The following is a 23,652-nucleotide window of genomic DNA, read 5'->3' on the forward strand; positions in this document are numbered from 1 at the left end:
GCCGGAGCGAGCACACTACAGAACGAGAGAGCCCCCATGATCACCTTCACCGACGCGCTGGTCCTGCCGGTGTCCGCCGACCCGGCAGCCCCCGCCTGGTTCCACGGCTGGGTCCATGTTGACGACGGCGGCCTCATCGCCGGACTCGGCCCCGACGACCCGCCGCCCGGCCTGCCGGGAGACGTCCACGACCTGGGCGGCGCGATCCTGGCACCCGGATTCGTCTCCGCGCACAGTCACCTGTTCACGGCCGGCATGCGCGGCATTGCCCCCGACGACACGCTGTACGGGTGGGTCTCGCGGATGGGCGAGATGATGGTCGGCGCGGAGGCCGAGGACCTGTACTGGTTCACCCTCGCCGGCTGCCTGGACTTCCTGCGCAACGGCGTGACCAGCGCCTACAACTTCACGCAGAGCCGGGTGGTGGCCGTGTTCGACCACTCCAGCTCCACCCTGAAGGCCGAGCGGGTCCACGACGTCGACTTCCTCACCCGGCAGATCGACGCCCAGGCCGACTCCGGACTCCGCTGCGTCACCTCGACGCGGCTCGACGACGAGCAGCTCCCCGAGGACGAGTGCTTCGAGGCGTTCGCCCACATAACCGACCACCGCCTGCGCACCGTGCCGCGGGAACTGGACCTGGGCGGGTCGGTGTTCGGGTCGGTGCAGTGGTCGTCGTCGCCGGTCACCGCCGAACGCGAGCGCCACGCCATGGCCACCCACGGCGTGGGCAACCAGGCGCACTTCGTGGAGACCGCCGAGCACCTCGAGGTGCAGCGGGCCAAGTTCGACTGGTACGACCGCGCCGGGGTGCTGGGACCGGACTTCGCGTTCGGCCACTTCGTGCACCCCACCGACCACATGGTCGACCGCGTGGCCGAGACCGACTCGGCCGTGATCTGGCAGGCCACCTCCAACGGCCGGCTCGGCTCGGGCATCGCCGACATCACCCGCTACCGCGACGCCGGGATCCGCGTCGGCATGGGCCTGGACGACCAGTCCTGCACCGACGTGTCCGACCCGTTCCAGAACATGCGGATCGGCCTGTACACCCAACGCGCCGTCCACTCCGATGCCGCGGTCCTGGCCGCCCGCGAGGTCCTGCGGATGCACACCCTCGGGGCGGCGGAGGCCCTCGGCCTGTCCGGCAGGATCGGCAGTGTGGAGGTCGGGAAACACGCGGACCTCGTCGTCGTCGACCCCACCAGGCCCGCCACCGGCCCGATCTGGAACCCGGTCGCCACGTACGTCCTGGCCTGCTCACTGCGCAACCTCACCCACGTCTACGTGGGCGGGCGCCTGGTCGCCGAGGGCGCGCGCAACCTGCACCCCCTGGCCGACGAGGCCGACGCGCAGCTCACCGACCGCATGATCCGCTCGGCGCGCGTGCGGGGCTTCACGCCCGCCTTCGCGCGGGTATCCGAGTCGGGGCTGGTGCGGTCGTGACCACCGTGCTCATCGAGAACTGCGCGGTCGTCACCATGGACGGCCCCGGCACCGCAGGCGCCGAGTACGCGAACGGGCACGTGCTGCTCGACGGCTCGCGGATCGTCGCGGTGGGTGAGGGCCCGTGCGACCCGGCGCTCATACCGTCCGACGTCGAGCGGGTCGACGGGACCGGCTGCGTCGCCACGCCCGGCCTGATCAACACCCACCATCACCTCTACCAGTGGCTCACCCGCGGCCTGGCGGCGGACTCGACGCTGTTCGAGTGGCTGACCACGCTGTACCCGGTGTGGGCGGGCATCACGGCCGACGACGTGCGCACCGCGGCACTCGGTGGGCTCGCGCAGCTCGCGCTGGGCGGGTGCACCACGACCACGGACCACCACTACGTCGTGCCGGCCGACGCCGGGGACGTGTTCGCCGCCGAGATCGGCGCCGCCGCCGCGGTGGGCCTGCGGTTCCACCCGAGTCGCGGCTCGATGGACCTGGGCCGCAGCGACGGTGGCCTGCCCCCGGACTCGGTGGTCGAGAGCACCGACGCGATCCTCGCCGGCACGGCCGACGTCATCGACCGGTTCCACGACGACTCGCCGGAGTCGATGTGCCGCATCGCCGTGGCGCCCTGCTCACCGTTCTCGGTGACCGGCGACCTGTTGCGCGCCAGCGCTGACCTCGCCCGCGAGAAGGGCGTTCGGCTGCACACCCATCTGGCCGAGACCGACGACGAAGAGGTGTTCTGCCGCGAGCGCTTCGGCAGCACGCCCATGGAGTACATGGAGTCCGTGGGGTGGGTGGGTCCCGACGTGTGGTTCGCGCACACCGTGCACCTCGACGACGCCGCGATCGCCGCGATGGCAGCCGGCGGGATGGGTGCCGCGCACTGTCCCGTCTCCAACGGCCGCCTGGGCGCCGGGATCGCGCGCGTGCCGGACATGCTGGCGGCGGGGATCCCGGTCGGGCTCGGGGTGGACGGCGCGGCGAGCAACGAGTCGAGCGTGCTGTGGGAGGAGATGCACACGTCGCTGCTGCTGGCCCGCGCCACCGGCGGCCCGCGGGCGATGGACGTGCGCACGGCGCTTCGGATGGCGACCGTCGGCGGGGCCACCGTGCTCGGTCGCGCCGACGAGATCGGGCGGCTCGCCCCCGGCTACCTGGCCGACGTCGCGCTGTGGCGCCTCGACACCCCGGCGCTGGCGGGGATCGACGATCCCGTCGTCGCGCTGGTCCTGGGCTCGCGGCCGCCGCTGCGCGGGGTGTGGGTCCAGGGCCGCCGGGTGGTGGCCGACGACCGCGTGGTCACCGTGGACGCCGACGCCGTGGCTCGCGACGTGGTGGCCGCCCGCAGGCGCCTGCTCTCGAAGGCGGGGTGAGCGGCGATGGATCTGGTCAGCGTCACCGAACTGCACCGCCCCGCCTCCCGCGCCGACGCCCACGCTGCCCTGGTCGCCGGCGCCAGGGCACTGGCCGGCGGCACCGCCCTGCACGGGGAGGCGCACCTGCACCCCGCCGGCGCGGCCGCCCCACCGGGCGAGGCGACCCCGCCGCTGACCGCGCTCGTGGATCTGCTCGACCTGCGGTGGCCCGACGTCGAACCGTTGCCCGACGGCAGGCTGCGGGTGGCCGCGACCGCGACCCTGCGGACCGTGCTCGACCACCCGCTCACCGCGCCCCTGCGCCCGTTCCTCCACGACGCGTTCTCCTGCCTGCTCGCCTCGTGGAAGATCTGGGGGCGCGCCACGTGGGGCGGCAACCTCTGCGCGGCCCTGCCCGCCGGCGCCGGCACGGCGGCCGCGTGTACCCTCGGCGCGACCGCCGAGATCTGGACCCCCGACGGCGACATCCGCACCGTGCCCGCCGCGCAGTTCGTGCTGGCGCCGGGCCTGACCTGCCTCGCGCCGGGCGAGATCCTGCGGGCCCTGCTCATCCCCGCCTCGGCCACCCGCGCCCGCTACGCGGTCCGCCGCCACTCGCTGGTGCCCAGCGGCCGCTCGGGCTCGGTGGTCACCGGGCGACTGGATCCGGCCGGCCGCTGCACCCTCGTCGTGACCGCCGCCGTCCCGGCGCCGCAGGTGCTCACCTGGGACCGGCCCCCGATGGCCGACGCGGCCGCGGCCGCCGTCCGCGGACTGCCCCTGTGGCACGACGACCCCCAGGGCCATCCGAGCTGGCGGCGACACGTGGCGGGGATCGCGGCCCTCGCCGTCGTCGCCGAACTCACCCACCCCATCTACCGGGAGGCACCATGCTGATCACCGTCGACGGACGCGCGCTGGAGACCGACCCGCGCCCCGGACAGTGCCTGCGGACACTGCTGCGCGAGTCGGGGGTGCACGCGGTGAAGAAGGGCTGCGACACCGGCGACTGCGGCGCGTGTTCCGTGCTGGTCGACGGCGTGCCCACCCACTCGTGCGTCCTGCCCGCCCACCGCGCGGAGGGCGCCGACGTGCGCACCGCCGCCGGGGTCCCCGACGCCGTGCCGGCCGCGTTCGCGCGAGCGGCCGGGTTCCAGTGCGGGTACTGCACTCCGGGCATGGTCACCACCGTCACCGGGCTCGGCCACGCCCCGTGCGCCCGCGACGGCGGGCCGGCGCCGCGGACCGCCGCGATGAAGGGCAACCTGTGCCGCTGCACGGGCTACCGGGCGATCTCCGACGCCCTCGACGGCGTGAGCAACACGTGCGAGGCCGGGCGGACCGGCAGCCCGGTCGCCGCGCCGGCCACCGAGCGCGTGGTCCGCGGCGCCGAGCCGTACACGCTGGACACCGACACCACCGGGTGCGCGCATCTGGCTGTGCTGCGGTCACCGCACGCCCACGCGCGGATCGTGACGATCGACGCCTCACGGGCGCTCGCGCTGGACGGCGTGGTGGCGGTGCTGACGCATCGCGACGACCCCGGCGTCCTGTTCTCCACCGCCCGCCACCAGCGACGCACCGACGACCCCGACGACACCCGCGTCCTCGACCGGATCGTGCGCTACCACGGCCAGCGCGTGGCGGCCGTCGTCGCGGAGACCGCCGCGCTGGCGCGCCGGGCGTGCGAGCTCATCGAGGTGCGGTACGAGGTGTTGCCGTCGGTGCTGGACCCCGAGGCCGCGCGCGTTCCCGGCGCTCCGGCCATCCACGGCGACAAGGACCGCGGCGACCGGGGGCGGGCGGCGCGGATCGCCGACCCGTCCCGCAACGTGGTGGCGCGGTGGCGCGGTCACGTGGGGAACGTGGACGCCGGGGTGCGGCGCGCGGCGCACGTGGTGTCCGGGACGTGGCGGACCTCGCGCGTCCAGCACACGCACCTGGAGACGCACGCGGCGATCGTGCGGCACGTCGACGGCGGGCCGCGGGTGGGTGGCACGCTGGACGTGCGCTCGTCGACGCAGGTGCCGTTCCTCGTCCGAGACGAGTTGGCGTGGATCTTCGGCCTCGACCGCGAGGACCTGCGCGTCCACGCCGCCCGCGTGGGCGGGGGGTTCGGCGCCAAGCAAGAGATGATCGTCGAGGACCTGGGCGTGCTCGCCGCCCTGAGCACCGGCCGTGACGTGGTGTGGGAGTACTCGCGAGCCGAGCAGTTCACCTCCGCGACCGTGCGGCACCCGTACCGCACGACGGTCACCGTCGCCTGCGACGACGACGGGCGGCTCACCGCCCTCGACCTGGACGTGCTGTCCGACGCCGGGGCCTACGGGGGGCACTCGGCGGGCGTGATGTTCCACTCCATCACCGAGTCCGTGGAGCTGTACCGCTGCCCGGCCAAGCGGGTCACCGCCGAGGCCGTGTACACGACCACCGTGCCGTCGGGGGCGTTCCGCGGGTACGGGCTGGGGGAGGTGGGGTTCGCGCTCGAGAGTGCGCTGGACGAGCTCGCCGACGCCGCCGGTCTGGACCCGGTGGAACTGCGGCGGCGCAACGTGGTGCGCCCGGGTGAGGCGTTGGTGAGTTCGGGTGGCGACGACGACGAGCTCGATCTCTCTTCCTACGGCCTCGACGACTGCCTGGACCTGGTCTCAGGGGCCCTGGCCTCTGGTCGCGGGGAGGTAGCTCCGGACGGTTGGGCCGAGGGCACCGGTGTCGCGCTGTGCATGATCGCCACCAACCCGCCCGGGGGCCACCACGGGTCTGCGCGCGTGGAGATCGACGCCGACGGCACCGTCCACGCCTACGTCGGCACGGCCGAGTTCGGCAACGGCACCGCCACCGTGCACACGCAGATCGTGGCCGAGGTGCTGGGCGTGCCGTCCGACGAGGTGGTCCTGCACGCCGCCGACACCGCGCTGCTCACCCACGACACCGGGGCGTTCGGCTCGGCCGGCACCGTGGTGGGGGGGCGCGCGCTGCACCGGGCGGCGACCCGGGTGGCCGAGCTGTTGCGTGCCGGCGCGAGCCTGCCGGTCTCTGCCGAGGGCTCGGCCGACGGGCTGGCCCGGCAGGCCGCGTTCACCGTGCAGGGGGTGCGCGTGGCCGTCTGTCCCGACACCGGGACGGTGAAGGTCCTGCACAGCGTCCACGCCGTCGACGCGGGGCGGGTCCTCAACCCGCAGCAGCTGCGGGGACAGGTCGAGGGCGGCGTCGCGCAGGCGCTGGGCGCGGCGTTGTACGAGCAGGTCATGCTCGACGAGTCCGGCGCGGTCGCCAACGGGACCCTGCGGCACTACCACCCGCCGCGGATGGGCGACGTGCCGCGCACCGAGGTCTTCTTCGCCGACACCGTCGAGTCCCGGGGCGTGCTGGGCGCCAAATCGATGTCCGAGGCGCCGTACTGCCCGGTCGCGGCCGCGGTGGGGATCGCGGTGCGGCGGGCCACCGGCGTGCGCCAGGACCTCATCCCGCTGACGCCCGACCAGGTGTGGATGCGGTCGTTCGCACCGGTCGGGTCCCCCGAGACGGCCGGGGTCAGCGCGTGAGCGCCCGCGTTCTCCGGGTGACCGGGGCGTCGGCCGTGTGGTCCCCGGACCGCGCCGGCATCGATCCCGTGGTGACCGAGTGCGTGGACGGGCGGGTCGCGGGCCCCGGCCCCGACGGCTCGGCTGCGGCCGTCCCCGCCGACGGCTCTGTCGAGACCCTCGACGCCGCCGGCGGCGTGGTCACCCCGGGCCTGGTCAACGCCCACCATCACCTGCTGCAGAGCGCGTTCCGCACCCTGCCCGGTACGCGCGGCGTGGAGATGGCGGTGTGGCTGGCCCGGATGCGCGAGGCCTATGTGGCGGCGCGGGTCGACCCGGAGCTGGTCGAGGCGGCCGCCCGCGTGGCGCTGGCCGAGTCGCTGCTGTGCGGCGTCACCACCGTGGCCGACCACCACCTCACGTGGCCGGCCGGCGCCGACCCGGTGCGCATCGCGGGGGCCGCGTTCGCCGGGGCGAAGGCGCTCGGCGCTCGGGTGGCTTTCGTCCGCGGCACCGCCGGAGACGATCCGGACGCGGCCGCCGCGTCGGTGGAGGCGATCCACGCCGCGCACCTGCCCGGCGCGACCGGCGGGGTCACCGGCGACGGGATGCGGCAGCTCGCCGTGGGCCCGTCGGGTGTGCACGCGGACGGCCCCGAGACGTTCGCCGCCCTGGGCGAGGTCGCGGGCGGGCTCGGTCTGCGGCGGCGCACCCAGGCCAACGAGCAGGTCGATGTGGCCCGGGCCGCCGAGAAGTACGGGCGCCGACCGATCGAGCTGCTCGACGAGTGGGGCTGGCTCGCCCCCGACGTGACGCTCGCGCACCTGTGCGACATCACCGGGTCCGAAGTCGAGCTCCTGCGTCGAAGCGGCATCACGGCGACCCACGCCCCGGCCTGCGACCTACCGATGGGCTGGGGTGTCGCGCCCGTGGCCCGGCTGCTCGACGCCGGCGTGACGGTGGGGCTGGGGACCTCGGGCGGCGGGAGCAACGACGCCGGCCACCTGCTCGCCGACGCCCGCCTGGCGATGCAGGTCGCGCCGCTCGCCGGGCGGCCCCTCGACGCCCTCGAGGTGCTGACGATGGCCACCGCCGGCGGCGCCGACGGACTCGGCCGTCCCGAACTCGGTCGGCTCACGCCGGGGGCGGCCGCGGACCTCGTCGTGTGGGACGTCTCAGGGGTCGCCGACGCCGGCGTGGCCGATCCGGTCCGGGGCCTGCTGTGGGCCGCCCCGGGGCGCCGACCCCGGCACGTGGTGGTCGGCGGCCGCGTGGTGGTGCGGGACTTCGAACTGGTCGCCGCCGACGAGCGCGAGCTCGCCGGCGGCCTGCGAAGGGAATGCGGGCGGCGTGGGATCGGCCGTTGACCTGCGCCGCTGACCTGCGGTGCCCTGCCGGGCCCGTTCAGGGCACCGCAGGTCAGGAGCCGCGGTAGGTGCTGTAGCCGAACGGCGACAGGATCAGCGGCACGTGATGGTGCGCGGCCGGGTCCGTCACCTCGAAACACACCACGGCCTCGGGGTAGAAGCCGCTGACCCCGGCGGCTCGGTGGTACGCGCCGGTGTCGAAGTGCAGGCGGTACACACCGGCGGCGAGTGCGACCGCGGCCAGGTCGGGGCCGCGGCCGTCGGAGTCGGTGACCCCGGAGGCCAGGTCGGCCCCGCCCGAGTCGCTGAGTCGGTAGTGCAGGCCGACCGCCGGGGTGCCGGCGGCGGTGTCCAGGACATGGGTGCTGAGAGACATCAGAGGGAGCCCTCCTCGAGGAGGCGGTCCAGGCGGAGTGTGTTGATGCGGGCCAGGTGCTCGCGGGTGGCCGCGAGGTCCTGTTCCGGGGACATCGCCAGCCGTCGATCGAGCTCGGTGAGGACCTGCTCGGCGCTCAGTCCGGTCGCACAGATCAGAAATCCGTACCCGAACCGCTCGGCGTAGCGTTGCTGCCCCTCGGCCAGCCGACGGCTCGTGTCGGCGTCCGCCCCGGAGGCTCCGCTCTGTTCTCTGGCCGACGCCTCGCTCACCGGCCCGCGTGCGCCGATCGGCGGGTGCGCATCGACGGCGGCGAGGACCTCTGCGTCACTCTGCGCGGCGAGCACGCGCCGCGCAGCGGCGTGCAGCGCGTCCCGCGAGCCGTACGGCCGGCCCCTCACCATCGCCCGCGCCCAGGCTCCCGAGCCGGAGAGCCCGGTGAGGACGGGCAGCAGGTCGTCCGCGGGCACGGAGTCGAGTTCGCGCAGCGCGGGGTCGTCGTTCGCCGTCGGGGCGGCAGAAGTCTGGGGCATGGGCTCATCGTGGCAGCCGCGACGGCCCCGATCGAGGCATACGCGGCGGCCGTAACACGTCGTAACAATCGCCGCCCTGACCTGCGGGGCCCTGGCGGACCCCCGCACGGCAGCTCAGGTCGACGCGCTGTGGGCGCCACCCGGAAGTTCGCTGAGCTCGCCCCGGGCCCGTCCCCGCGTCCGTCCCCCGGCCCCCGTCTGAGCTGCGGTGCCCTGCTCGGCGGTGTCAGGGCAACGCAGGTCAGGACGCCGCCGCGGTGCGTAACACGGCCGACACACAACGTCGCTAGCGTTCTGACCGGTCGACGCGAACGAGAGGACCACGCATGAAGCTCACCCCCCGCGAACTGGACAAGCTCACCCTGTTCACCGCGGCAGAGGTCGCGCGCCGCAGGCTCGACCGCGGGGTGCTGCTCAACGTCCCCGAGGCGACCGCGCTCATCTCGTGGGAGATCGTCGAGCACGCCCGCGACGGCCGCACGGTCGCCGAGTGCATGAACCTCGGCCGGCAGGTCCTCGACGCGGGCCAGGTCATGGACGGCGTGATCGAGCGCCTGGCGATGATCCAGGTGGAGGCGACCTTCCCGGACGGGACCAAGCTCGTGACGGTGCACGACCCCATCGGGCCGGTGGAGCAGAGCGCGTGACCGGCCCCGCGCACGCGCACAGCCACAGCCACGCGCACACCGACCCGGCCACCGCCCGGATCGTCGCGGCCCTGGGGCCGGAGTCCGAGGGGATGCCTGACCTCGGCATCCCGGCGGCGCGACCCGGCCGCGATCTCGCCGACGTGGTGACGGGCCTGGCTCACACGCCGGCGGGGGAGGGTGGCGTTGTCGTCGTCGTCCCCATGACGTTCGGCCGCGCGCCCACGGTGATCGCCGACGCGGCGCGCACCCTCCGCGACCTCCGGGGCCGCCTGCCGGGTGGCGCGCGGGTCACGCTGGCCGCGCCGTTCGGTGATGCGACCCTGCTGGTCAGCCGCCTGCGCGCGGTGATCCGGCGGCACGGTGCGGTGTGCTCGGCGCTCGTGGTGAGCCGCGCGATCGACCCGTTCGCCGACGCCGAGCTCTACCGCGTCGCCCGGCTCGCGCGGCAGTACGGGCGGCCCGGCCTGGTCGAGGTGGCGTTCCACGGCGGCGACGAGCCCGACCCCGACCTCGGCGAGGGGCTCGAACGCGTCAGCGCGCTCGGCGGCGGGCGGCCCGCGCTGGTCTCGGCGACGCTCGCGCCCGCGCCCGTCACCGGCCTCGACCTGCCCGGCGAGGGCGCCCACCTGTTCGGGGCGGCGGCGATCCGCAGCGTGCTCGACACGCGCGTCGCCGACGCGATCCACCGGCTCGACCACGGCGACGACGGCATCGACGCCGCCCACGATGCCGAGGACGGCCACGGCTACGCCCACTCGCACGTCGCCGCCGACGGCACCGTCTACACGCACGCGCACTGACTTGCACCAGCACTGACCCCCACCCGCACTGACCCCTGAACGAGAACCCGAGGAGCCCCATGTCCGGATCGGTGCACTACCTCTACGGCAGTGGAGACATCACCCTCGGCGCGGGCCGCGGCACGATCGAGGTGCGCGTGACCAACACCGGCGACCGCGCCGTGCAGGTCGGATCGCACTACCACTTCTTCGAGGCCAACCGGGAGCTGCGCTTCGACCGGCGCGCGGCGTACGGGCGGCACCTGGCGATCGGCGCGGGGCTGGCTGTGCGGTTCGAGCCCGGCCAGACGCGGACGGTGCGGCTCGTGGACTTCGCCGGCGCGCGCGTCTGTCACGGCTTCTCCGGCCTGGTCGACGGCCCGCTCGACGACCCCGGCGTGCGGCAGCGGGCGCTCGAGAGAATGCGCGAGCGGGGATTTCTCAGTGAGGTCGACGACGACGAGGTGAGCCCGCCGCCCGACGGTGTGCCCGTCGCCGAGGGCCCGCCGACCGTGCTCCCGCGCGCCACCTACACGGACATCTACGGACCCACGGTCGGTGACCGACTTCGCCTGGCGGACACGGCGTTGACGATCGAGGTCACGACCGACCACAACGCGGTGACCACCGACGGCTCGCCCGGTTACGGTGACGAGGCCGTGTACGGCGGCGGCAAGGCGATCCGCGACGGCATGGCGCAGGACCCGGCCGGCACGCGGGCCTCGGGGGCGCTGGACCTGGTCATCACGGGCGCGACCATCGTCGACGCGGTGCTGGGCGTGGTCAAGGGCGACATCGGCGTGCGCGACGGCCGGATCGTCGCCGTGGGCAAGGCCGGCAACCCGCACCTGCAGGACGGGGTGCATCCCGAGCTGGTGATCGGCCCCGGCACCGAGGTCGTCGCTGGCGAGCACAAGATCGTCACCGCCGGCGGCGTGGACACCCACATCCACTACATCGCCCCGCAGCAGGTCGACGAGGCGCTGAGCAACGGCGTGACCACGTTGTTCGGCGGCGGCACCGGCCCGGCGGAGGGCACCAAGGGCACGACGTGCACGCCGGGCGCGTGGAACATCGGGCGGATGCTGCAGGCCGCCGACGGGCTGCCGGTGAACATCGGGATCCTGGGCAAGGGCAACACGTCTCAGCCGGAGTCGGCGGTCGAGCAGATCGTGGCCGGCGCGGCGGGGCTGAAGATCCACGAGGACTGGGGCACCACGCCCGCGGCGATCCGCTGCGTGCAGGAGGTGGCGGACCAGTATGACGTGCAGGTCGCGATCCACACCGACACCCTCAACGAGTCCGGGTTCTACGAAGACACGCGCGCGGCGTTCGGCGACTCCACCATCCACACCTTCCACTCGGAGGGCGCCGGCGGCGGCCACGCGCCCGACATCCTGCGCGTGTGCGGCGAGCCCAACGTCCTGCCCGCCTCGACCAATCCCACCCTGCCGTACACCGTGAACTCGGTGGACGAGCTGCTCGACATGGTGATGGTGTGCCATCACCTGTCGCACGACATCCCCGAGGACGTGAGCTTCGCCGACTCCCGGGTGCGCGCCGAGACGATCGCCGCCGAGACCGTGCTGCACGACGAGGGCATCATCTCGATCTTCTCCTCGGACTCGCAGGCCATGGGCCGCATCGGCGAGTCGTGGCAGCGGGCGTTCCAGACCGCGCACCACTGCCGCGTCGAGCGGGGGCCGCTGCCGGAGGACAGCGAGGCCAATGACAACGAGCGCGTCCTGCGCTACGTCGCCAAGATGACCATCAACCCCGCGATCGCCGCCGGCATCGCCGACCACCTGGGCTCGATCGAGCCGGGCAAGCTCGCGGACCTGGTGGTGTGGCCGGTCGAGTCGTTCGCGGCCAAGCCGTCGTTGGTCATCAAGGGCGGGATGATCGTGTGGGCGCCGATGGGCGATCCCAACGCCTCGCTGCCCACGCCGCAGCCGGTGATCTACCGCCCGATGTTCGGCGCGTACGGCGGGGCGCTGCAGTCCACGCGCGTGACGTTCCTGTCGGCCGCCGCGATCGAGGCGGGCGTGCCCGAGCAGCTGGGCCTGACCTCGCCGTGCCTGCCGGTGCGCGGCTGCCGCGGGATCGGCAAGAAGGACATGGTCCGCAACGACCGCTGCCCGACCATCGAGGTGGACCCCGAGACCTACGTGGTCACCGTCGACGGCGAGCCCGCCACCATCGCCCCCGCCACGACGCTGCCGTTGGCCCAGCTCCACTACCTGGCGTGAGTACCGACGACGACGAGGGCCGCCGCCCTGCGAGCCGTGAGCAGGGCACGGGTCGCGCGGGTCTGTCGACGTTGCTGTTGGCCCTGCAGTTCACGGACTCGTCGTTCCCCTCGGGCATGTACACGCTCTCGCACGGGCTGGAGGGGTTGCGCGAGGCGGGTGCTGTCGGGCCCGCCGGGCCGCTGTCCGTGGCCGACGCCGTGCACGGGATCCTGCGCCACTCCGCCGGACCCGCCGAGGCGACCGCGCTGGCCCTCGCGTGGGCGGCGACGCGGGAGCACAGCGGGCCGGCTCCTGCGTCCGGCACTCCAGGCGCGCCCGGCGCCCCCGACGCTCCCGCGCCCCCCGGCCCCGGCCCCGACCCTTCCCCGCTGCTGGCCGCCCTGACCTGCATCGACCAGCGGCTCCACGCCACCCGGTTGACCCGCGAGTTCCGCGACGGCGCCACCCGCACGGGCACGCAGGTGCTCGACCTGGCCGCCGAACTGCTCGACGACCCGGTGGTCTCGGCGTGGAACGACCACGTCCGGGCCCGCCGGTCGCCGGGATCGCAGTCGGTGGTCATGGGCGTCGTGTACGCCCGCGGCGGGCTGAGCCAGCGCGAGGCCGTGGCCGCAGACCTCACCGCCCTGGTGATCAGCCTCTCGGGCGCCGCGCTGCGGCTGCGCCTGGCTGATCACCGCAGTGCGCAGGCCCTCGTCCGCGGCGCGGCCCCGGTGATCGCCGAGGTCACCGACGCCGCCGTGGGCCGCACGCTCGAAGAGCTGGGCGGGTTCGCGCCCGTGCTGGACCTGGCGTCGTGCCACCACGAGCGGGCCGAGGCGCGGCTGTTCGCGTCCTGACCACAGCGGCCGCCCCGTCGCGCCTCCGGCCGCACCGGCTCTGACCTGCGGTGCCCTGAGCGGTCCCTGCAGGGCGGCCCAGGTCACGATGATCCGCTGAGCGGGCCACCCGGCGGCGTGACGAGGGCGAGGGCCTACGCTGGCCCGCGTTCGCGACGAACCGGGAGGGCCTGTGAACGAGGACGCGGCTGGCTTCGGCGTGGGCCTGCATCTGGGGACCCCGCCGTACCGCCGGCTGCTGGCGGCGCTGTTCTTCATCGGTGTCGCGACGTTCGCCCAGCTCTACTCGCCGCAGGGGCTGCTTCCGCTGATCGCGGACGACCTCCACGTCAGCCCCGACCGGGCCGCGCTCATGATCTCCGCCGCGACCCTCGGGGTGGCGTTGGGCGTGATCCCGTGGTCGTATGTCGGCGACGCGGTGGGCCGCAAGCAGGCGATGCTCACCGCGATCGCCCTGGCCTGCCTCTGCGCCGCGCTGATCACGGTCATGCCCGGGTTCTGGTGGATGCTCGCCCTGCGGTTCGTCGAGGGCCTCATGCTGGGCGGCGTGCCCGCCCTGGCCGTGGCGTACCTCAGCGAGGAGGTCAGCCCGAAGGTCGCCGCGATCGCTGCGGGTACATACGTGTCCGGCACGACCGTCGGCGGCCTCGCCGGGCGGATCATCGCGGCGCCCGTCGGCCAGGCGGTCGGCTGGGAACTCGGGATGCTCACGGTCACGGGCCTCGCGATGATCTGCGTGCTCGTCTTCCTGCGCACCGCTCCGCGCGCCCAGAACTTCACCCCGCGCGTGACCCGGCTGCGGGAGGCGATGGCCGCGCTGTTGGGCAACCTGCGGTCGCCGACGTTGTGGGTGATCTACCTGCAGGGCTGCCTCACCATGGGCGGGTTCGTGGCCGTGTACAACTTCCTCGGTTTCCGCCTGGCGGACCCGCCGTTCTCGCTGCCCATCTGGCTGGTGTCCTTCATCTTCCTGGCCTACCTCGCTGGGACCGTCTCGGCGCCCCGGGCCGGAGTGCTGGCCTCCCGCTTCGGCCGCAAGCCGGTGCTTATCGCGGGGAATCTCACCATGATGGCCGGCACGGCGCTCACCCTGGTCGTCGATCTGTGGGCGATCGTCGCCGGCACGGTGATCCTCACGGTGGGGTTCTTCGCCGCGCACGCCGTGGCCTCGGGCTGGGCGGGGTCGGCGGCGGTGGCGGGGCGCTCCCAGTCCTCGTCGCTGTACAACCTGGGCTACTACGGCGGTTCGTCGCTGTTCGGGTTCGTGGGCGGGATATTTCTGCAGCTGGCGGGATGGCCGGGAACCGTCGCGATGGTGCTGGGCCTGGGCATCGCCGCGACCCTGCTGGCCGCGCTGGTCCTGCCGAGGAACTAGAGCAGAGCGCGCAACAGAATCGAAACACGACTGCACTAGCGTCTCGCCCATGGCAGAGGCACAGCAGGTGTTGCGGATCGGGATCGGTGGACCGGTGGGCTCCGGCAAGACAGCGCTCATCGAGGCGCTGGTCCCCGAGCTGATCGCCCGGGGTCGCACCCCGGCCGTGATCACCAATGACATCTACACGCAGGAGGACGCCGAGCACGTTCGCCGCACCCTGGTCGGCGTGCTGGACCCGGCGCGCGTCGTGGGCGTGGAGACCGGCTCGTGCCCGCACACCGCCGTGCGCGACGATCCCACCATGAATCTGGCGGTGGGCGCCGAGATGCTCGAGGACCACCCCGACGTCGACACCCTGATCTTCGAGTCCGGCGGCGACAACCTCACGCTGACGTTCTCGCCGGCGCTGGTGGACCTCTTCGTCTTTGTCCTCGACACCGCCGAGGGGGAGAAGATGCCCCGCAAGCGGGGGCCTGGCATCACCGAATGCGACCTGCTGGTGATCAACAAGATCGACATCGCCCAGTACGTCCGCTGCGACTTGCAGGTCATGTCCTCCGACGCCGACCGCGTCCGCTCGGGCAAGCCCGTCGCGCTCACCGACTGCCTGTCCGGCACCGGCATCGATGAGGTGCTGGACTACCTCGAGTCGCGCCGGGCGGACCTGCTGCCCGCCCAGTGAGCGCGCCGCGCGGCACCGGACGAGAGATCGGCCCAGCGGGCGACCGGCTCACCCGCGCCGCCGACCCGGGGTTCGTCTGGCCCGTCGTCGCTGCCGGACCGCAGACCGGGCCCGGCGCGTTGCCCGTCGGCTCGCCCGGCAAGGTCGGCGTCCTGGACCTGGACTTCCGGCTCGATCCCCGCGACCCAGCCGGGCGGACGGTGCTGGCCGACCGCTTCCAGAAGTCGCCGCTGCAGGTGATGCGGCCGCTATACCTCGACCCGGCGATGCCCGGCATGCCCGTGGTGTTCGTCATGTCGACCGGAGGCGGGATCGTCGGCGGCGACCGGCTCGACATGGACATCCGGTTCGCCGAGGGTGCGCACGCGCTCGTCACCACCCAGGCCGCGAACCGCGTCCACCGGATGGACGTCGGCTACGCCACGCAGAACGTCGCCCTGCAACTGGGCGCCGGCGCGGTGTGCGAGTGGCTGCCCGACCCGCTCATCCCGTACGGCGGCAGCCGGTTCCAACAGCGACTGCGGGCCGAGGTGCCCGAGGGCGCGACGCTCATCGCCGCCGACGTACTCACCGCCGGACGCGTGGCCCGAGGGGAGAGCTGGGACGTGGACGCCTACGTCTCGGCGGTGGAGATCACCCGGCCCGGCGGTGTCCCGCTCGTCGTGGACACGACCCGCGTCACCCGCGACGAGGCCGGGCATCCGCTGGTCACCGGCGACGCCGACGCGATCGGGACGCTGTTCGTGGTCGCGCCCGGCCCGGCCGAGGAACTCGCCCGGGTCATGCGAGAGGCGGCCGACGGGCTCGGGGGCGCGACGAGCGCGGTGGCGGGATCGGCCGTGCGCTGTGGCGTGAGCACCCTGCCCGACGGCTGCGGTGCGTGGCTGCGGGTGCTGGGTCGGGGGCAGGAGAACGTGGAGGCCGCCGTGCGAGCGGTGTGGTCGGCGGCCCGTGTGCACCTGCTCGGAGCGGCGGCAACCGACCTGCGCAAGAGCTGACCGGCCGGGGAACTGCCTCCGCCTCCCGGCAGCGGGCATCCCGGCATCCCGCGCCCGCCGCACGGCCGCCTGACTTGCGTCACGCAGCGTTCACACAACGCCGGTAGAGGCAACGGTCGCGAAACATCGGCGACTCAGCCGACTCACACGATGTCCATACCTTTATCCGCATCGCGCTTCGAGCCTCGCAACCCGCGGGAACCCTCGACAGCCGGTCAGTGAAGGTCAGGTCAATCACGTGAACTCCACCTCCCTCTCTTCCGGTCAGAGCCAGCGCCCGAGCCGAGCCCGGCGCCCGAGCCGCACCCGGCGCGCGCTGGCCACCGCCGGACTGGTCGTCCTCGGCGCGGGCGCGCTCACCGCGTGCGGCAGCAAGACCAGCGACACCGCCACCGCGGGCGCTGCCGAGTCCTGCGTCGACACCGCCGGGGACACGATCAAGGTCGGCTCGCTGCACTCCCTGTCCGGGACCATGGCGATCTCCGAGAAGACCGTGCGCGACTCGGTGGCCCTGGCGATCGAGCAGATCAACGCCGACGGCGGCGTGCTGGGCAAGCAGATCGTCCCCGTGGTGGAGGACGGCGCCTCGGACCCGGCCGTGTTCGCCGAGAAGGCGCAGAAGCTCATCACCAGCGACTGCGTGGCCGCGATCTTCGGCGGCTGGACCTCGTCCTCCCGCAAGGCGATGCTGCCGGTGGTCGAGGACGCCAACGCGCTGCTGTACTACCCCGTGCAGTACGAGGGGCTCGAGGCCTCGGAGAACATCTTCTACACCGGCGCCACCACCAACCAGCAGATCGTCCCCGCCCTGGAGTACCTCAAGGAGCAGGGCGCGAAGTCCATGTACCTCGTGGGCTCGGACTACGTCTTCCCGCAGACCGCCAACCGCGTCATCAAGGCGTGGGCCGAGGCCAACGACGTCGAGATCCTCGGCGAGGACTACACCCCGCTCGGCTCGACCGACTTCTCGACCATCGTCAACAAGGTGCGCACGGCCAACCCCGACGCCGTGTTCAACACGCTCAACGGCGACTCCAACGTGGCGTTCTTCCGCGAGTACTCCAACGCCGGCCTGTCCGCCGAGGACACCCCGGTGGTGAGCGTGTCGATCGCCGAGGAGGAGGTCCAGGGCATCGGCGCCGCGAATATTGACGGCCAGCTGACCTCGTGGAACTACTACCAGACGATCGACTCGCCGGAGAACACCGCGTTCGTCGACGCGTTCAAGGCGAAGTACGGCGCGAACCGCGTCACCTCCGATCCCATGGAAGCCGCCTACACCTCCGTCTTCCTGTGGAAGAACACGGTCGAGAAGGCGAACTCCTTCGCCGTCGACGCCATTCAGGACGCTGCCGACGGCGTCACCTTCGACGCCCCCGAGGGCACCGTGACCATCAACGGCGACAACAACCACATCTCCAAGACCGCCATCGTCGGCGAGATCCGCCCCGACGGCCTGATCTACGAGGTCTGGACCTCCGGCGAGCCCATCGAGCCCGACCCGTTCCTCGAGACCTACGACTGGGCCGGCGAGCTGTCCGGCAACTGACGCCCGCTCGATCCGACCCGCCCGGCCCGCCCGAACCCCCCGCTCCCGCCCGGCCCTGAACCGGGGCCGGGGGCGGGGAAGGGCGGGGCCCGCCAGAAAGGAGCCGGTGTGGACATCCTCATCGGACAACTCGCGACCGGATTGAGCATCGGCTCCATCCTCCTACTCGCCGCGCTCGGCCTGTCTTTGACTTTCGGGCAGATGGGCGTCATCAACATGGCGCACGGCGAGTTCATCATGGCCGGCTGCTACACCGCCTACGTCGTACAGCAGATCATGGCCGCCTCCGGCGCCGGCCTCGCCCTGTCGCTCGTGCTGGGGTTCGTGGTGGGCGGCCTGCTCGGGGTGCTGCTCGAGGTGACGCTCATCCGCCGCCTCTACGCCCGTCCGCTCGACACCCTGCTGGTGACGTTCGGCGTGGGCCTGGTGCTGCAGCAGATCGCTCGCGACATCTGGGGCGCCCCCGCCGTCAACGTGGCGGTGCCCGACTTCCTGCGCGGCAGCGTCGAATTGCTGGGCGCGTCCGTGCCGCTGACCCGCGTGTTCATTTTCGTCCTGGCGATCGCGTGCGTCGCGGCTGTGATGGCCGCCATGAAGTTCACGCCCATGGGTCGGCGCATCCGCGCCGTCACCCTCAACCGTGACCTCGCCGAATCGTCCGGCATCAGCTCCCGCCGCACCGACATCACCACGTTCTTCATCGGCTCCGGTCTCGCCGGCGTGGCGGGCGTGGCGCTCACCCTCATCGGCTCGACCAGCCCCACGATCGGCCAGTCGTATCTGATCGACGCGTTCCTCGTGGTGGTCGTGGGCGGACTGGGCCAGCTGCGGGGCGCGGTGATCGCCGCGTTCGCGCTGGGGGTCCTGCACTCGTTCTTCGAATATTCCACCACCGCCTCGGTGGCCAAGGTCCTCGTCTTTGTCGCCATCATCTTCTTCCTGCAGGTGCGACCGCAGGGCCTGTTCGCCGTCAAGACCAGGAGCCTGGCATGACCAAGACCATCTCCGTCACCCGAGCGGCTGGCGGCGCCGACTCCGCCGACTCCGCTGCCACCACCGCCCCCGATCCCGCCGCCGCGCCGCCCCGGCGCACCCGCGCCCGGCGCCTGCTGACCGGCGACGCCGAGCGGCCCCGGTGGATGTTCTGGGCCGCGCTCGCGGTGGCCGCGCTGATCATCTTCGGCCTCGCGCCCGCGCTGCTGTCCGACTTCCGGCTGAGCCTGCTGGCCAAGTTCTTCTGCTACGCGATCGTCGCCAGCGGCATCGGTCTGGCATGGGGGCGTGGCGGCATGCTCACCCTCGGCCAGGGCGTGTACTTCGGCGTGGGCGCCTACGCGATGGCGATGTTCCTCAAAATCTCCGACGCCCGCGACCGCGGCGGCGCCGACGCGCTGCCCGACTTCATGCAGATCGCCGGGATGCGCGAGATGCCCGGCTACTGGGTGCCGTTCGCCTCGCCCGGGTTCACGCTCGCGGTGATCCTGCTGGTCCCGCCGCTGCTGGCGTTCGGGTTCGGCTACCTGGTATTCAACCGCAAGGTCAAGGGCGCCTACTTCGCGATCCTCTCGCAGGCCCTGGCCGCGGCCGCCGCGATCTTCCTCGTGAGCCGGCCGGAGCTGGGCGGGTCCAACGGGCTCAACCGCTTCACCGGGTTCTTCGGGTTCGCGCTGTCCGACCCGGCCAACCGGCGGATGCTGTACTTCCTCGCCGGCGGGGCGCTGCTCGCGGTGGTGCTGCTGGTGCGGCAGCTCATGCAGTCGCGCTTCGGCGAGCTGCTGGTGGCCGTGCGCGACCAGGAGGAGCGCGTCCGGTTCCTCGGCTACGACCCGGCGATGGTCAAGTCGTTCGCCTACGCCGTGGCCGCGTTCGCCGCGGGGCTCGCCGGGGCGCTGTTCGTGCCGATCGTGGGGATCATCTCGCCGTCGGCGATCGGCATCGCGCCCTCGATCGCGTTCCTCATCGGCGTCGCGATCGGCGGCCGCGCGACCCTGCTCGGCCCGGTGCTCGGCGCGATCGGTGTGGCCTGGGCGCAGACCGCGTTCTCCGAGGCCTACCCGTCGCAGTGGACCTACCTGCAGGGCATCTTGTTCATCGTGGTGGTGGGGTTCCTGCCCGGCGGCCTGGCGTCGCTGTTCGTGATGCGACGTCGGCGCGCCAAGGGCCAGGAGCCGACCACGACGACCACGACGACCACGACGACGACGAGCTCCGCCACCCCCGACCGGCCCGCCACCACCGGCACCGCCGAACCTGGACCCGATTCGACGGCGTCAGGCGCCGCTTCCCCCGAGGAGTCCCGATGACCCCGTCCACCGCCTTCGGCATCGGTGCCGCGCTGTCGGCCGGCACCCTGACCGGCGCCGAGATCGGCCTGCCCGGCTCCGGCGCCCGCAAGAACGCCCGGACTCGCTCCGGGGAAGGAGGCGCCGGCACCTACCTCGAGGTCCGCGACCTGACGGTGACGTTCGACGGCTTCAAGGCCGTGGACGGCGTCGACCTCACCCTGATCCAGGGCGACCTGCGGTTCCTCATCGGCCCCAACGGCGCCGGAAAGACGACCGTCGTCGACGCGATCACCGGGCTCGTGCCCGCCACCGGCACCGTCGACAAGTCCGGCCAGCCGGTGCTGGGGCTCAAGACGCACAAGATCGCCAAGATGGGCATCGGGCGCACGTTCCAGACGGCGTCGGTGTTCGAGGACCTCACCGTCGAGCAGAACCTCGACATCGCCGCCGGCGCCCGCCGCGGCCCGCTCACCCTGCTGCGGCGCCGCCACGGCCGGGAGGACAAGGTGACCGAGGCGCTGGAGACCATCGGGCTCGAGCACCTGGCCGGCACCAAAGCCGGGGTGCTGGCGCACGGGCAGAAGCAGTGGCTGGAGATCGGCATGCTGCTGGTGCAGGACTCCGACGTCATGCTGCTCGACGAGCCCGTCGCCGGCATGGGCGCCGAGGAGCGGCAGGCCACCGGGGAACTGCTGCAGCGGATCGCCGCCGACCGCACCGTCGTGGTGGTGGAGCACGACATGGATTTCATGCGGGCCTTCGCCACCACCGTCACCGTCCTGGCCGCGGGCAAGGTGCTCGCCGAGGGCACCGTCGCCGAGATCCAGGCCGACCCCAAGGTGCAGCAGGTCTACCTGGGCACCGCCGCCGCGACCGGCACCGAGCTGGCAGACGAGACCGAGGAGACCCCACGATGACCGCACTGCTCAAGATGACCGGCGTCCGCGCGGGCTACGGCGGCTCGGAGGTCGTCCACGGTGTCGACCTCGAGGTCCCGGCCGGGGGAGTGGCCGCGATCCTCGGTCACAACGGCGCCGGCAAGACGACGCTGCTGCGGACCGCGGTGGGGCTGTTGCCATGCAAGGGCGGGACCATCACCTTCGACGGCGAGGACATCACCCGCTTGCGCCCCCACGCGCGGGTGGCTCGCGGGATCGGTTACGTCCCGCAGGGACAGCAGTCGTTCACCCAGCTCACCACGGCCGAGAACCTGCAGCTGGTCGCCGACGGCCGCAGGCGCGGTAAAGCGCTGATCGACGAGTCGCTGGACCTGTTCCCGGCGCTGCGCGAGCTGCTCGATCGCAAGGCCGGCCTCCTCTCCGGCGGTCAGCGTCAGCAGCTGGCGATCGCCCGGACGCTCATCACCGAGCCGCGGATGCTGGTGCTGGACGAGCCCACCGAGGGCATCCAGCCCAACGTGGTGGCCGAGATCGAGCGGATCATCGTGGAGCTCGCCTCCCGCGGCGACCTGTCCGTTCTGCTGGTCGAACAGCACGTCGGCTTCTCGCTGCGCGCGTCGGACGTCTACTACGTGTTGGAGTCCGGGCGGATCTCGCACTCGGGCGCCTCCGACGCGTCCGCCGCCCACGACGTCTCGGCGGCGCTGGCGATCTGAGCGGTGGCGCCCTCGACCTCCTGCTCAGGGCGCCGCAGGTCAGTAGGCCGGGTAGCGATCAACATCGCGGGCATCCGATCGATCGCCGGATACGCCAAGAGTAACTTCCCCGCAGTCGAGGGCGTGGCCGTTCGGGACGCCACCGTCTGACCAGCCGCAGCCACGTTTGGCAGCAGCCAGGGTGGAGAAAGTGCGATTCAGCCGCCCTCGCTGCTGCCAATTTCGCCGTGAGTGCTGCCGAATCGGCGGTGCCCTGGAAGGCGGGTTCAGGGCACCGCGGGTTCAAGGCACCGCAGTTCAGCGCGCTCGCTGCCCGCGCCCGCTGCGCGCGCCCGCAGCCCGCGCCGCCGGGTCGAGGCGGTAGGCGGCCCGACTCGGCGCCCGCTCACACCCCGCGGAGCTCGGCCATCCGCAGCGCGAGCCGCAGCTCGAGCGCCCGGTCGCCGCGCCGCCAGCCGGGCCCGAGAATGGTGTCGAGGCGGTCGAGCCGCTGGTAGACGGTGTTGACGTGCACGAACAGCCGGTCGGCGGTCGCGGACGGGCTGCCGTCGGAGGCGAACCAGGCCTGCAGCGTGTCGAGGAGGGAGGTGCCTCGCGCCCGGTCGGCAGCGCGCACCGGCCCGAGGTTGCGTTCGATGAACTGCCCCACGAACTCGCGGTCGGCCTCGCTGAACAGCAGCCCGTACAGCCCGAGTTCCTCGGCGGCGGCACCGGAACCGGCGCGGTCGAGCGCGATGAGCAGCCGCGCGGCCCGGCGGGCGCGTTCGACGTGATCGCCCACATCGGCGAGGCCGGCCACCCCGGCGATCGGCCCGGAGCCGCCGACGGTCGCCTGATGCGCGGCGAGCCGGGCGGCCACATCGCGGGCGGTGGCCCCGGCGTCGGACCCGGGCAGCAGCATGACGGCGCGGTCGCCGTACGTGGTGACCAAGCCGTCGTCGACGCGGGCGAGCGCGCGGCACTCGGCCTGCAGCGCGCGCGGCATCCGCTCCTCGGCGGGGGTGATGACCAGCGCGACGAGGTCGGTGTCGACGTCCACGCCGAGCAGGGCGGCGCGCCGGCCGATGGCCTCGAGGTCGTGCTCGCCGGGCGCCAACACCTCGGCCAGCAGCTCGCCGCGCACGCGGTTGTCGGCCTCGTCGCGCGCGCGGTGCCCCAGCAGGATCAGCGCGATCACCGAGGCCACGCGCCCGAGCGCCCGCCCGATCGCGGGGACGGGGCCGCGGCTGGCGAAGGTGACGTACCCGAGGTGGTCGGGTCCGGTGACGACCGGGGTGACGACGACGAGGTGGCCGTCCACCGACCGGGTGACGGGTCCGTCGGTCCGCTCGGTGTCCGCGGCGACGTCGTCGACGACCCGCCGCAGCAGGTCGAGTGGCGGTCCCTCGGGCGGGCACGCCCAGCCGATCTCCCGGTGGGCGAGGTCGAACACGGCGGCGGAGCCTCCGCCGATGTCCACCACGAGGTCGACGATCTCGGGGACGGTGGCCCCGGCCACGACCAGCCGGGTGAGGCGTTCGTGGAGGTCGACGATTCCGGCGAGGCGGGCGGTCTCGGCGTGGGCGGCGTCGAAGGCGTCGAGGGTGGCGTCGAGTTCGCGGCGGCGTCGGGTGGCGCGTTCGGCGGCGGTGAGGGCGGCGGAGACCTGGTCGGCGAGCAGGGCGAGGAGGGTGATCTCGTCCTGGGTGAAGTCGCGTTCGGTGCGGTCGGAGGTGAACAGCATCCCGGTGAGCCGGCCGAAGGTGCGCACGGGGACGCCGAGGATGGCGGTGAGGCCCTCTTCGAGGATGATCGGGTCGATGACGTGGGTGTACTGCTCGTCGGCGAGGTAGTTACGGGTCCAGCGGGGTGCCATCGCCTCGGCGACCTGCCCGCCCAGGCCGAGGCCCATGCCGAGGCGGATGGTGTCGAAGCGGGGGCTGGTCGCGCCCTCGGCCGTGCGCATGTAGGTGTCGCCGCGCTCGGGGTCGAGCAGCATGACGTACGCCAGGTCGGTGCCCACGATCTGGCCGGCGGGGTGCCCTGCT

20 protein-coding genes are annotated in these 23,652 nt (G+C 73.1%); 17 read left to right on the forward strand and 3 right to left on the reverse strand.

The annotated features are described in order from the left end of the window. Positions 1-36 precede the first annotated feature (36 nt). The 5 genes from DPA01S_RS07235 to DPA01S_RS07255 are packed head-to-tail and all read left to right on the forward strand — an operon-like array spanning position 37 to position 7,689. A complete protein-coding gene (locus DPA01S_RS07235; RefSeq protein ID WP_061914918.1) occupies positions 37-1,446 on the forward strand; it encodes an amidohydrolase family protein in 1,410 nt (469 codons plus the stop codon). Then, positions 1,443-2,816: an 8-oxoguanine deaminase gene (locus tag DPA01S_RS07240; RefSeq protein WP_256386747.1), complete on the forward strand. Its 1,374-nt coding sequence runs from the start codon at positions 1,443-1,445 to the stop codon at positions 2,814-2,816. The genes DPA01S_RS07235 and DPA01S_RS07240 overlap by 4 nt, the downstream gene beginning before the upstream one ends. A gap of 6 nt (positions 2,817-2,822) precedes the next feature. Beyond that, on the forward strand, positions 2,823-3,695 hold the full coding sequence (locus DPA01S_RS07245) for an FAD binding domain-containing protein (RefSeq protein ID WP_061914921.1): 873 nt from the start codon (positions 2,823-2,825) through the stop codon (positions 3,693-3,695). After that, the gene (locus tag DPA01S_RS07250; RefSeq protein ID WP_061914924.1) at positions 3,689-6,343 is read left to right on the forward strand and encodes a molybdopterin-dependent oxidoreductase; all 2,655 of its coding nucleotides are present in this window, start codon (positions 3,689-3,691) and stop codon (positions 6,341-6,343) included. Before DPA01S_RS07245 ends, DPA01S_RS07250 begins: the two co-directional genes overlap by 7 nt. After that, a complete protein-coding gene (locus DPA01S_RS07255) occupies positions 6,340-7,689 on the forward strand; it encodes an amidohydrolase family protein (RefSeq protein WP_061915011.1) in 1,350 nt (449 codons plus the stop codon). The genes DPA01S_RS07250 and DPA01S_RS07255 overlap by 4 nt, the downstream gene beginning before the upstream one ends. 52 nt (positions 7,690-7,741) lie before the next feature. Here DPA01S_RS07255 and uraH read toward each other — a convergent pair whose 3' ends face one another. Both uraH and DPA01S_RS07265 read right to left on the reverse strand, forming a co-directional pair. After that, a complete protein-coding gene (gene uraH / locus DPA01S_RS07260) occupies positions 7,742-8,068 on the reverse strand; it encodes a hydroxyisourate hydrolase (protein ID WP_198150722.1) in 327 nt (108 codons plus the stop codon). Then, complete coding sequence (locus tag DPA01S_RS07265) at positions 8,065-8,598, reverse strand: 2-oxo-4-hydroxy-4-carboxy-5-ureidoimidazoline decarboxylase (RefSeq protein WP_061914936.1); 534 nt, start codon at positions 8,596-8,598, stop codon at positions 8,065-8,067. The genes uraH and DPA01S_RS07265 overlap by 4 nt, the downstream gene beginning before the upstream one ends. 326 nt (positions 8,599-8,924) lie before the next feature. Here DPA01S_RS07265 and DPA01S_RS07270 point away from each other — a divergent pair, with 326 nt between their 5' ends. From DPA01S_RS07270 to urtE, 12 genes are all read left to right on the forward strand, one after another. Then, a complete protein-coding gene (locus tag DPA01S_RS07270; protein WP_007630531.1) occupies positions 8,925-9,245 on the forward strand; it encodes an urease subunit gamma in 321 nt (106 codons plus the stop codon). Beyond that, positions 9,242-10,048, forward strand: a complete 807-nt coding sequence (locus tag DPA01S_RS07275; RefSeq protein ID WP_061914941.1) for a sirohydrochlorin chelatase family protein — start codon at positions 9,242-9,244, stop codon at positions 10,046-10,048. Before DPA01S_RS07270 ends, DPA01S_RS07275 begins: the two co-directional genes overlap by 4 nt. Positions 10,049-10,107: 59 nt before the next feature. After that, positions 10,108-12,276 carry an urease subunit alpha gene (gene ureC / locus DPA01S_RS07280; RefSeq protein ID WP_083961794.1) on the forward strand — a complete coding sequence of 723 codons (2,169 nt, stop codon included), beginning with the start codon at positions 10,108-10,110 and terminating at the stop codon, positions 12,274-12,276. Then, positions 12,273-13,118, forward strand: coding sequence for an urease accessory protein UreF (locus DPA01S_RS07285; protein WP_061914946.1), 846 nt, complete (start codon positions 12,273-12,275; stop codon positions 13,116-13,118). The genes ureC and DPA01S_RS07285 overlap by 4 nt, the downstream gene beginning before the upstream one ends. A 172-nt stretch (positions 13,119-13,290) precedes the next feature. Then, on the forward strand, positions 13,291-14,493 hold the full coding sequence (locus DPA01S_RS07290) for an MFS transporter (RefSeq protein ID WP_083324295.1): 1,203 nt from the start codon (positions 13,291-13,293) through the stop codon (positions 14,491-14,493). Between the two features lie 49 nt (positions 14,494-14,542). Then, positions 14,543-15,178, forward strand: coding sequence for an urease accessory protein UreG (ureG, locus tag DPA01S_RS07295; protein ID WP_061914951.1), 636 nt, complete (start codon positions 14,543-14,545; stop codon positions 15,176-15,178). Further along, the gene (locus DPA01S_RS07300; protein WP_232303055.1) at positions 15,175-16,176 is read left to right on the forward strand and encodes an urease accessory protein UreD; all 1,002 of its coding nucleotides are present in this window, start codon (positions 15,175-15,177) and stop codon (positions 16,174-16,176) included. Before ureG ends, DPA01S_RS07300 begins: the two co-directional genes overlap by 4 nt. A gap of 316 nt (positions 16,177-16,492) precedes the next feature. After that, positions 16,493-17,725 carry an urea ABC transporter substrate-binding protein gene (urtA, locus tag DPA01S_RS07305; protein WP_061915019.1) on the forward strand — a complete coding sequence of 411 codons (1,233 nt, stop codon included), beginning with the start codon at positions 16,493-16,495 and terminating at the stop codon, positions 17,723-17,725. Between the two features lie 108 nt (positions 17,726-17,833). Further along, positions 17,834-18,718 (forward strand): urea ABC transporter permease subunit UrtB, encoded by an 885-nt coding sequence (gene urtB / locus DPA01S_RS07310; RefSeq protein ID WP_061914954.1) that lies wholly within the window; start codon positions 17,834-17,836, stop codon positions 18,716-18,718. 146 nt (positions 18,719-18,864) lie between these two features. Further along, on the forward strand, positions 18,865-20,028 hold the full coding sequence (gene urtC, locus DPA01S_RS07315) for an urea ABC transporter permease subunit UrtC (RefSeq protein WP_061915022.1): 1,164 nt from the start codon (positions 18,865-18,867) through the stop codon (positions 20,026-20,028). Then, on the forward strand, positions 20,025-20,927 hold the full coding sequence (urtD, locus tag DPA01S_RS07320) for an urea ABC transporter ATP-binding protein UrtD (protein WP_109149046.1): 903 nt from the start codon (positions 20,025-20,027) through the stop codon (positions 20,925-20,927). Before urtC ends, urtD begins: the two co-directional genes overlap by 4 nt. Then, positions 20,924-21,625 (forward strand): urea ABC transporter ATP-binding subunit UrtE, encoded by a 702-nt coding sequence (gene urtE / locus DPA01S_RS07325; RefSeq protein ID WP_082767786.1) that lies wholly within the window; start codon positions 20,924-20,926, stop codon positions 21,623-21,625. Before urtD ends, urtE begins: the two co-directional genes overlap by 4 nt. Positions 21,626-22,010: 385 nt before the next feature. On the opposite strand, the gene DPA01S_RS07330 is transcribed toward urtE, so the two are convergent. After that, entirely contained in the window at positions 22,011-23,627 is a 1,617-nt protein-coding gene (locus DPA01S_RS07330) for a helix-turn-helix domain-containing protein (RefSeq protein ID WP_061914957.1), read from the reverse strand. Positions 23,628-23,652 lie beyond the last annotated feature (25 nt).

Origin of the sequence: Dietzia papillomatosis NBRC 105045, assembly GCF_001570845.1 — a bacterium.
Classification (GTDB): domain Bacteria; phylum Actinomycetota; class Actinomycetes; order Mycobacteriales; family Mycobacteriaceae; genus Dietzia; species Dietzia cinnamea.

Excerpts from the sequence above, each read along its gene's own strand:
- urtD (WP_109149046.1), top strand. The coding sequence starts at position 20,025 with ATGACCCCGTCCACCGCCTTCGGCATCGGTGCCGCGCTGTCGGCCGGC.
- DPA01S_RS07245 (WP_061914921.1), top strand. The coding sequence starts at position 2,823 with ATGGATCTGGTCAGCGTCACCGAACTGCACCGCCCCGCCTCCCGCGCC.
- ureC (WP_083961794.1), top strand. The coding sequence starts at position 10,108 with ATGTCCGGATCGGTGCACTACCTCTACGGCAGTGGAGACATCACCCTC.
- urtC (WP_061915022.1), top strand. The coding sequence starts at position 18,865 with ATGTTCTGGGCCGCGCTCGCGGTGGCCGCGCTGATCATCTTCGGCCTC.
- urtE (WP_082767786.1), top strand. The coding sequence starts at position 20,924 with ATGACCGCACTGCTCAAGATGACCGGCGTCCGCGCGGGCTACGGCGGC.
- DPA01S_RS07270 (WP_007630531.1), top strand. The coding sequence starts at position 8,925 with ATGAAGCTCACCCCCCGCGAACTGGACAAGCTCACCCTGTTCACCGCG.
- ureG (WP_061914951.1), top strand. The coding sequence starts at position 14,543 with ATGGCAGAGGCACAGCAGGTGTTGCGGATCGGGATCGGTGGACCGGTG.
- DPA01S_RS07250 (WP_061914924.1), top strand. The coding sequence starts at position 3,689 with ATGCTGATCACCGTCGACGGACGCGCGCTGGAGACCGACCCGCGCCCC.
- DPA01S_RS07265 (WP_061914936.1), bottom strand. The coding sequence starts at position 8,598 with ATGCCCCAGACTTCTGCCGCCCCGACGGCGAACGACGACCCCGCGCTG.
- DPA01S_RS07235 (WP_061914918.1), top strand. The coding sequence starts at position 37 with ATGATCACCTTCACCGACGCGCTGGTCCTGCCGGTGTCCGCCGACCCG.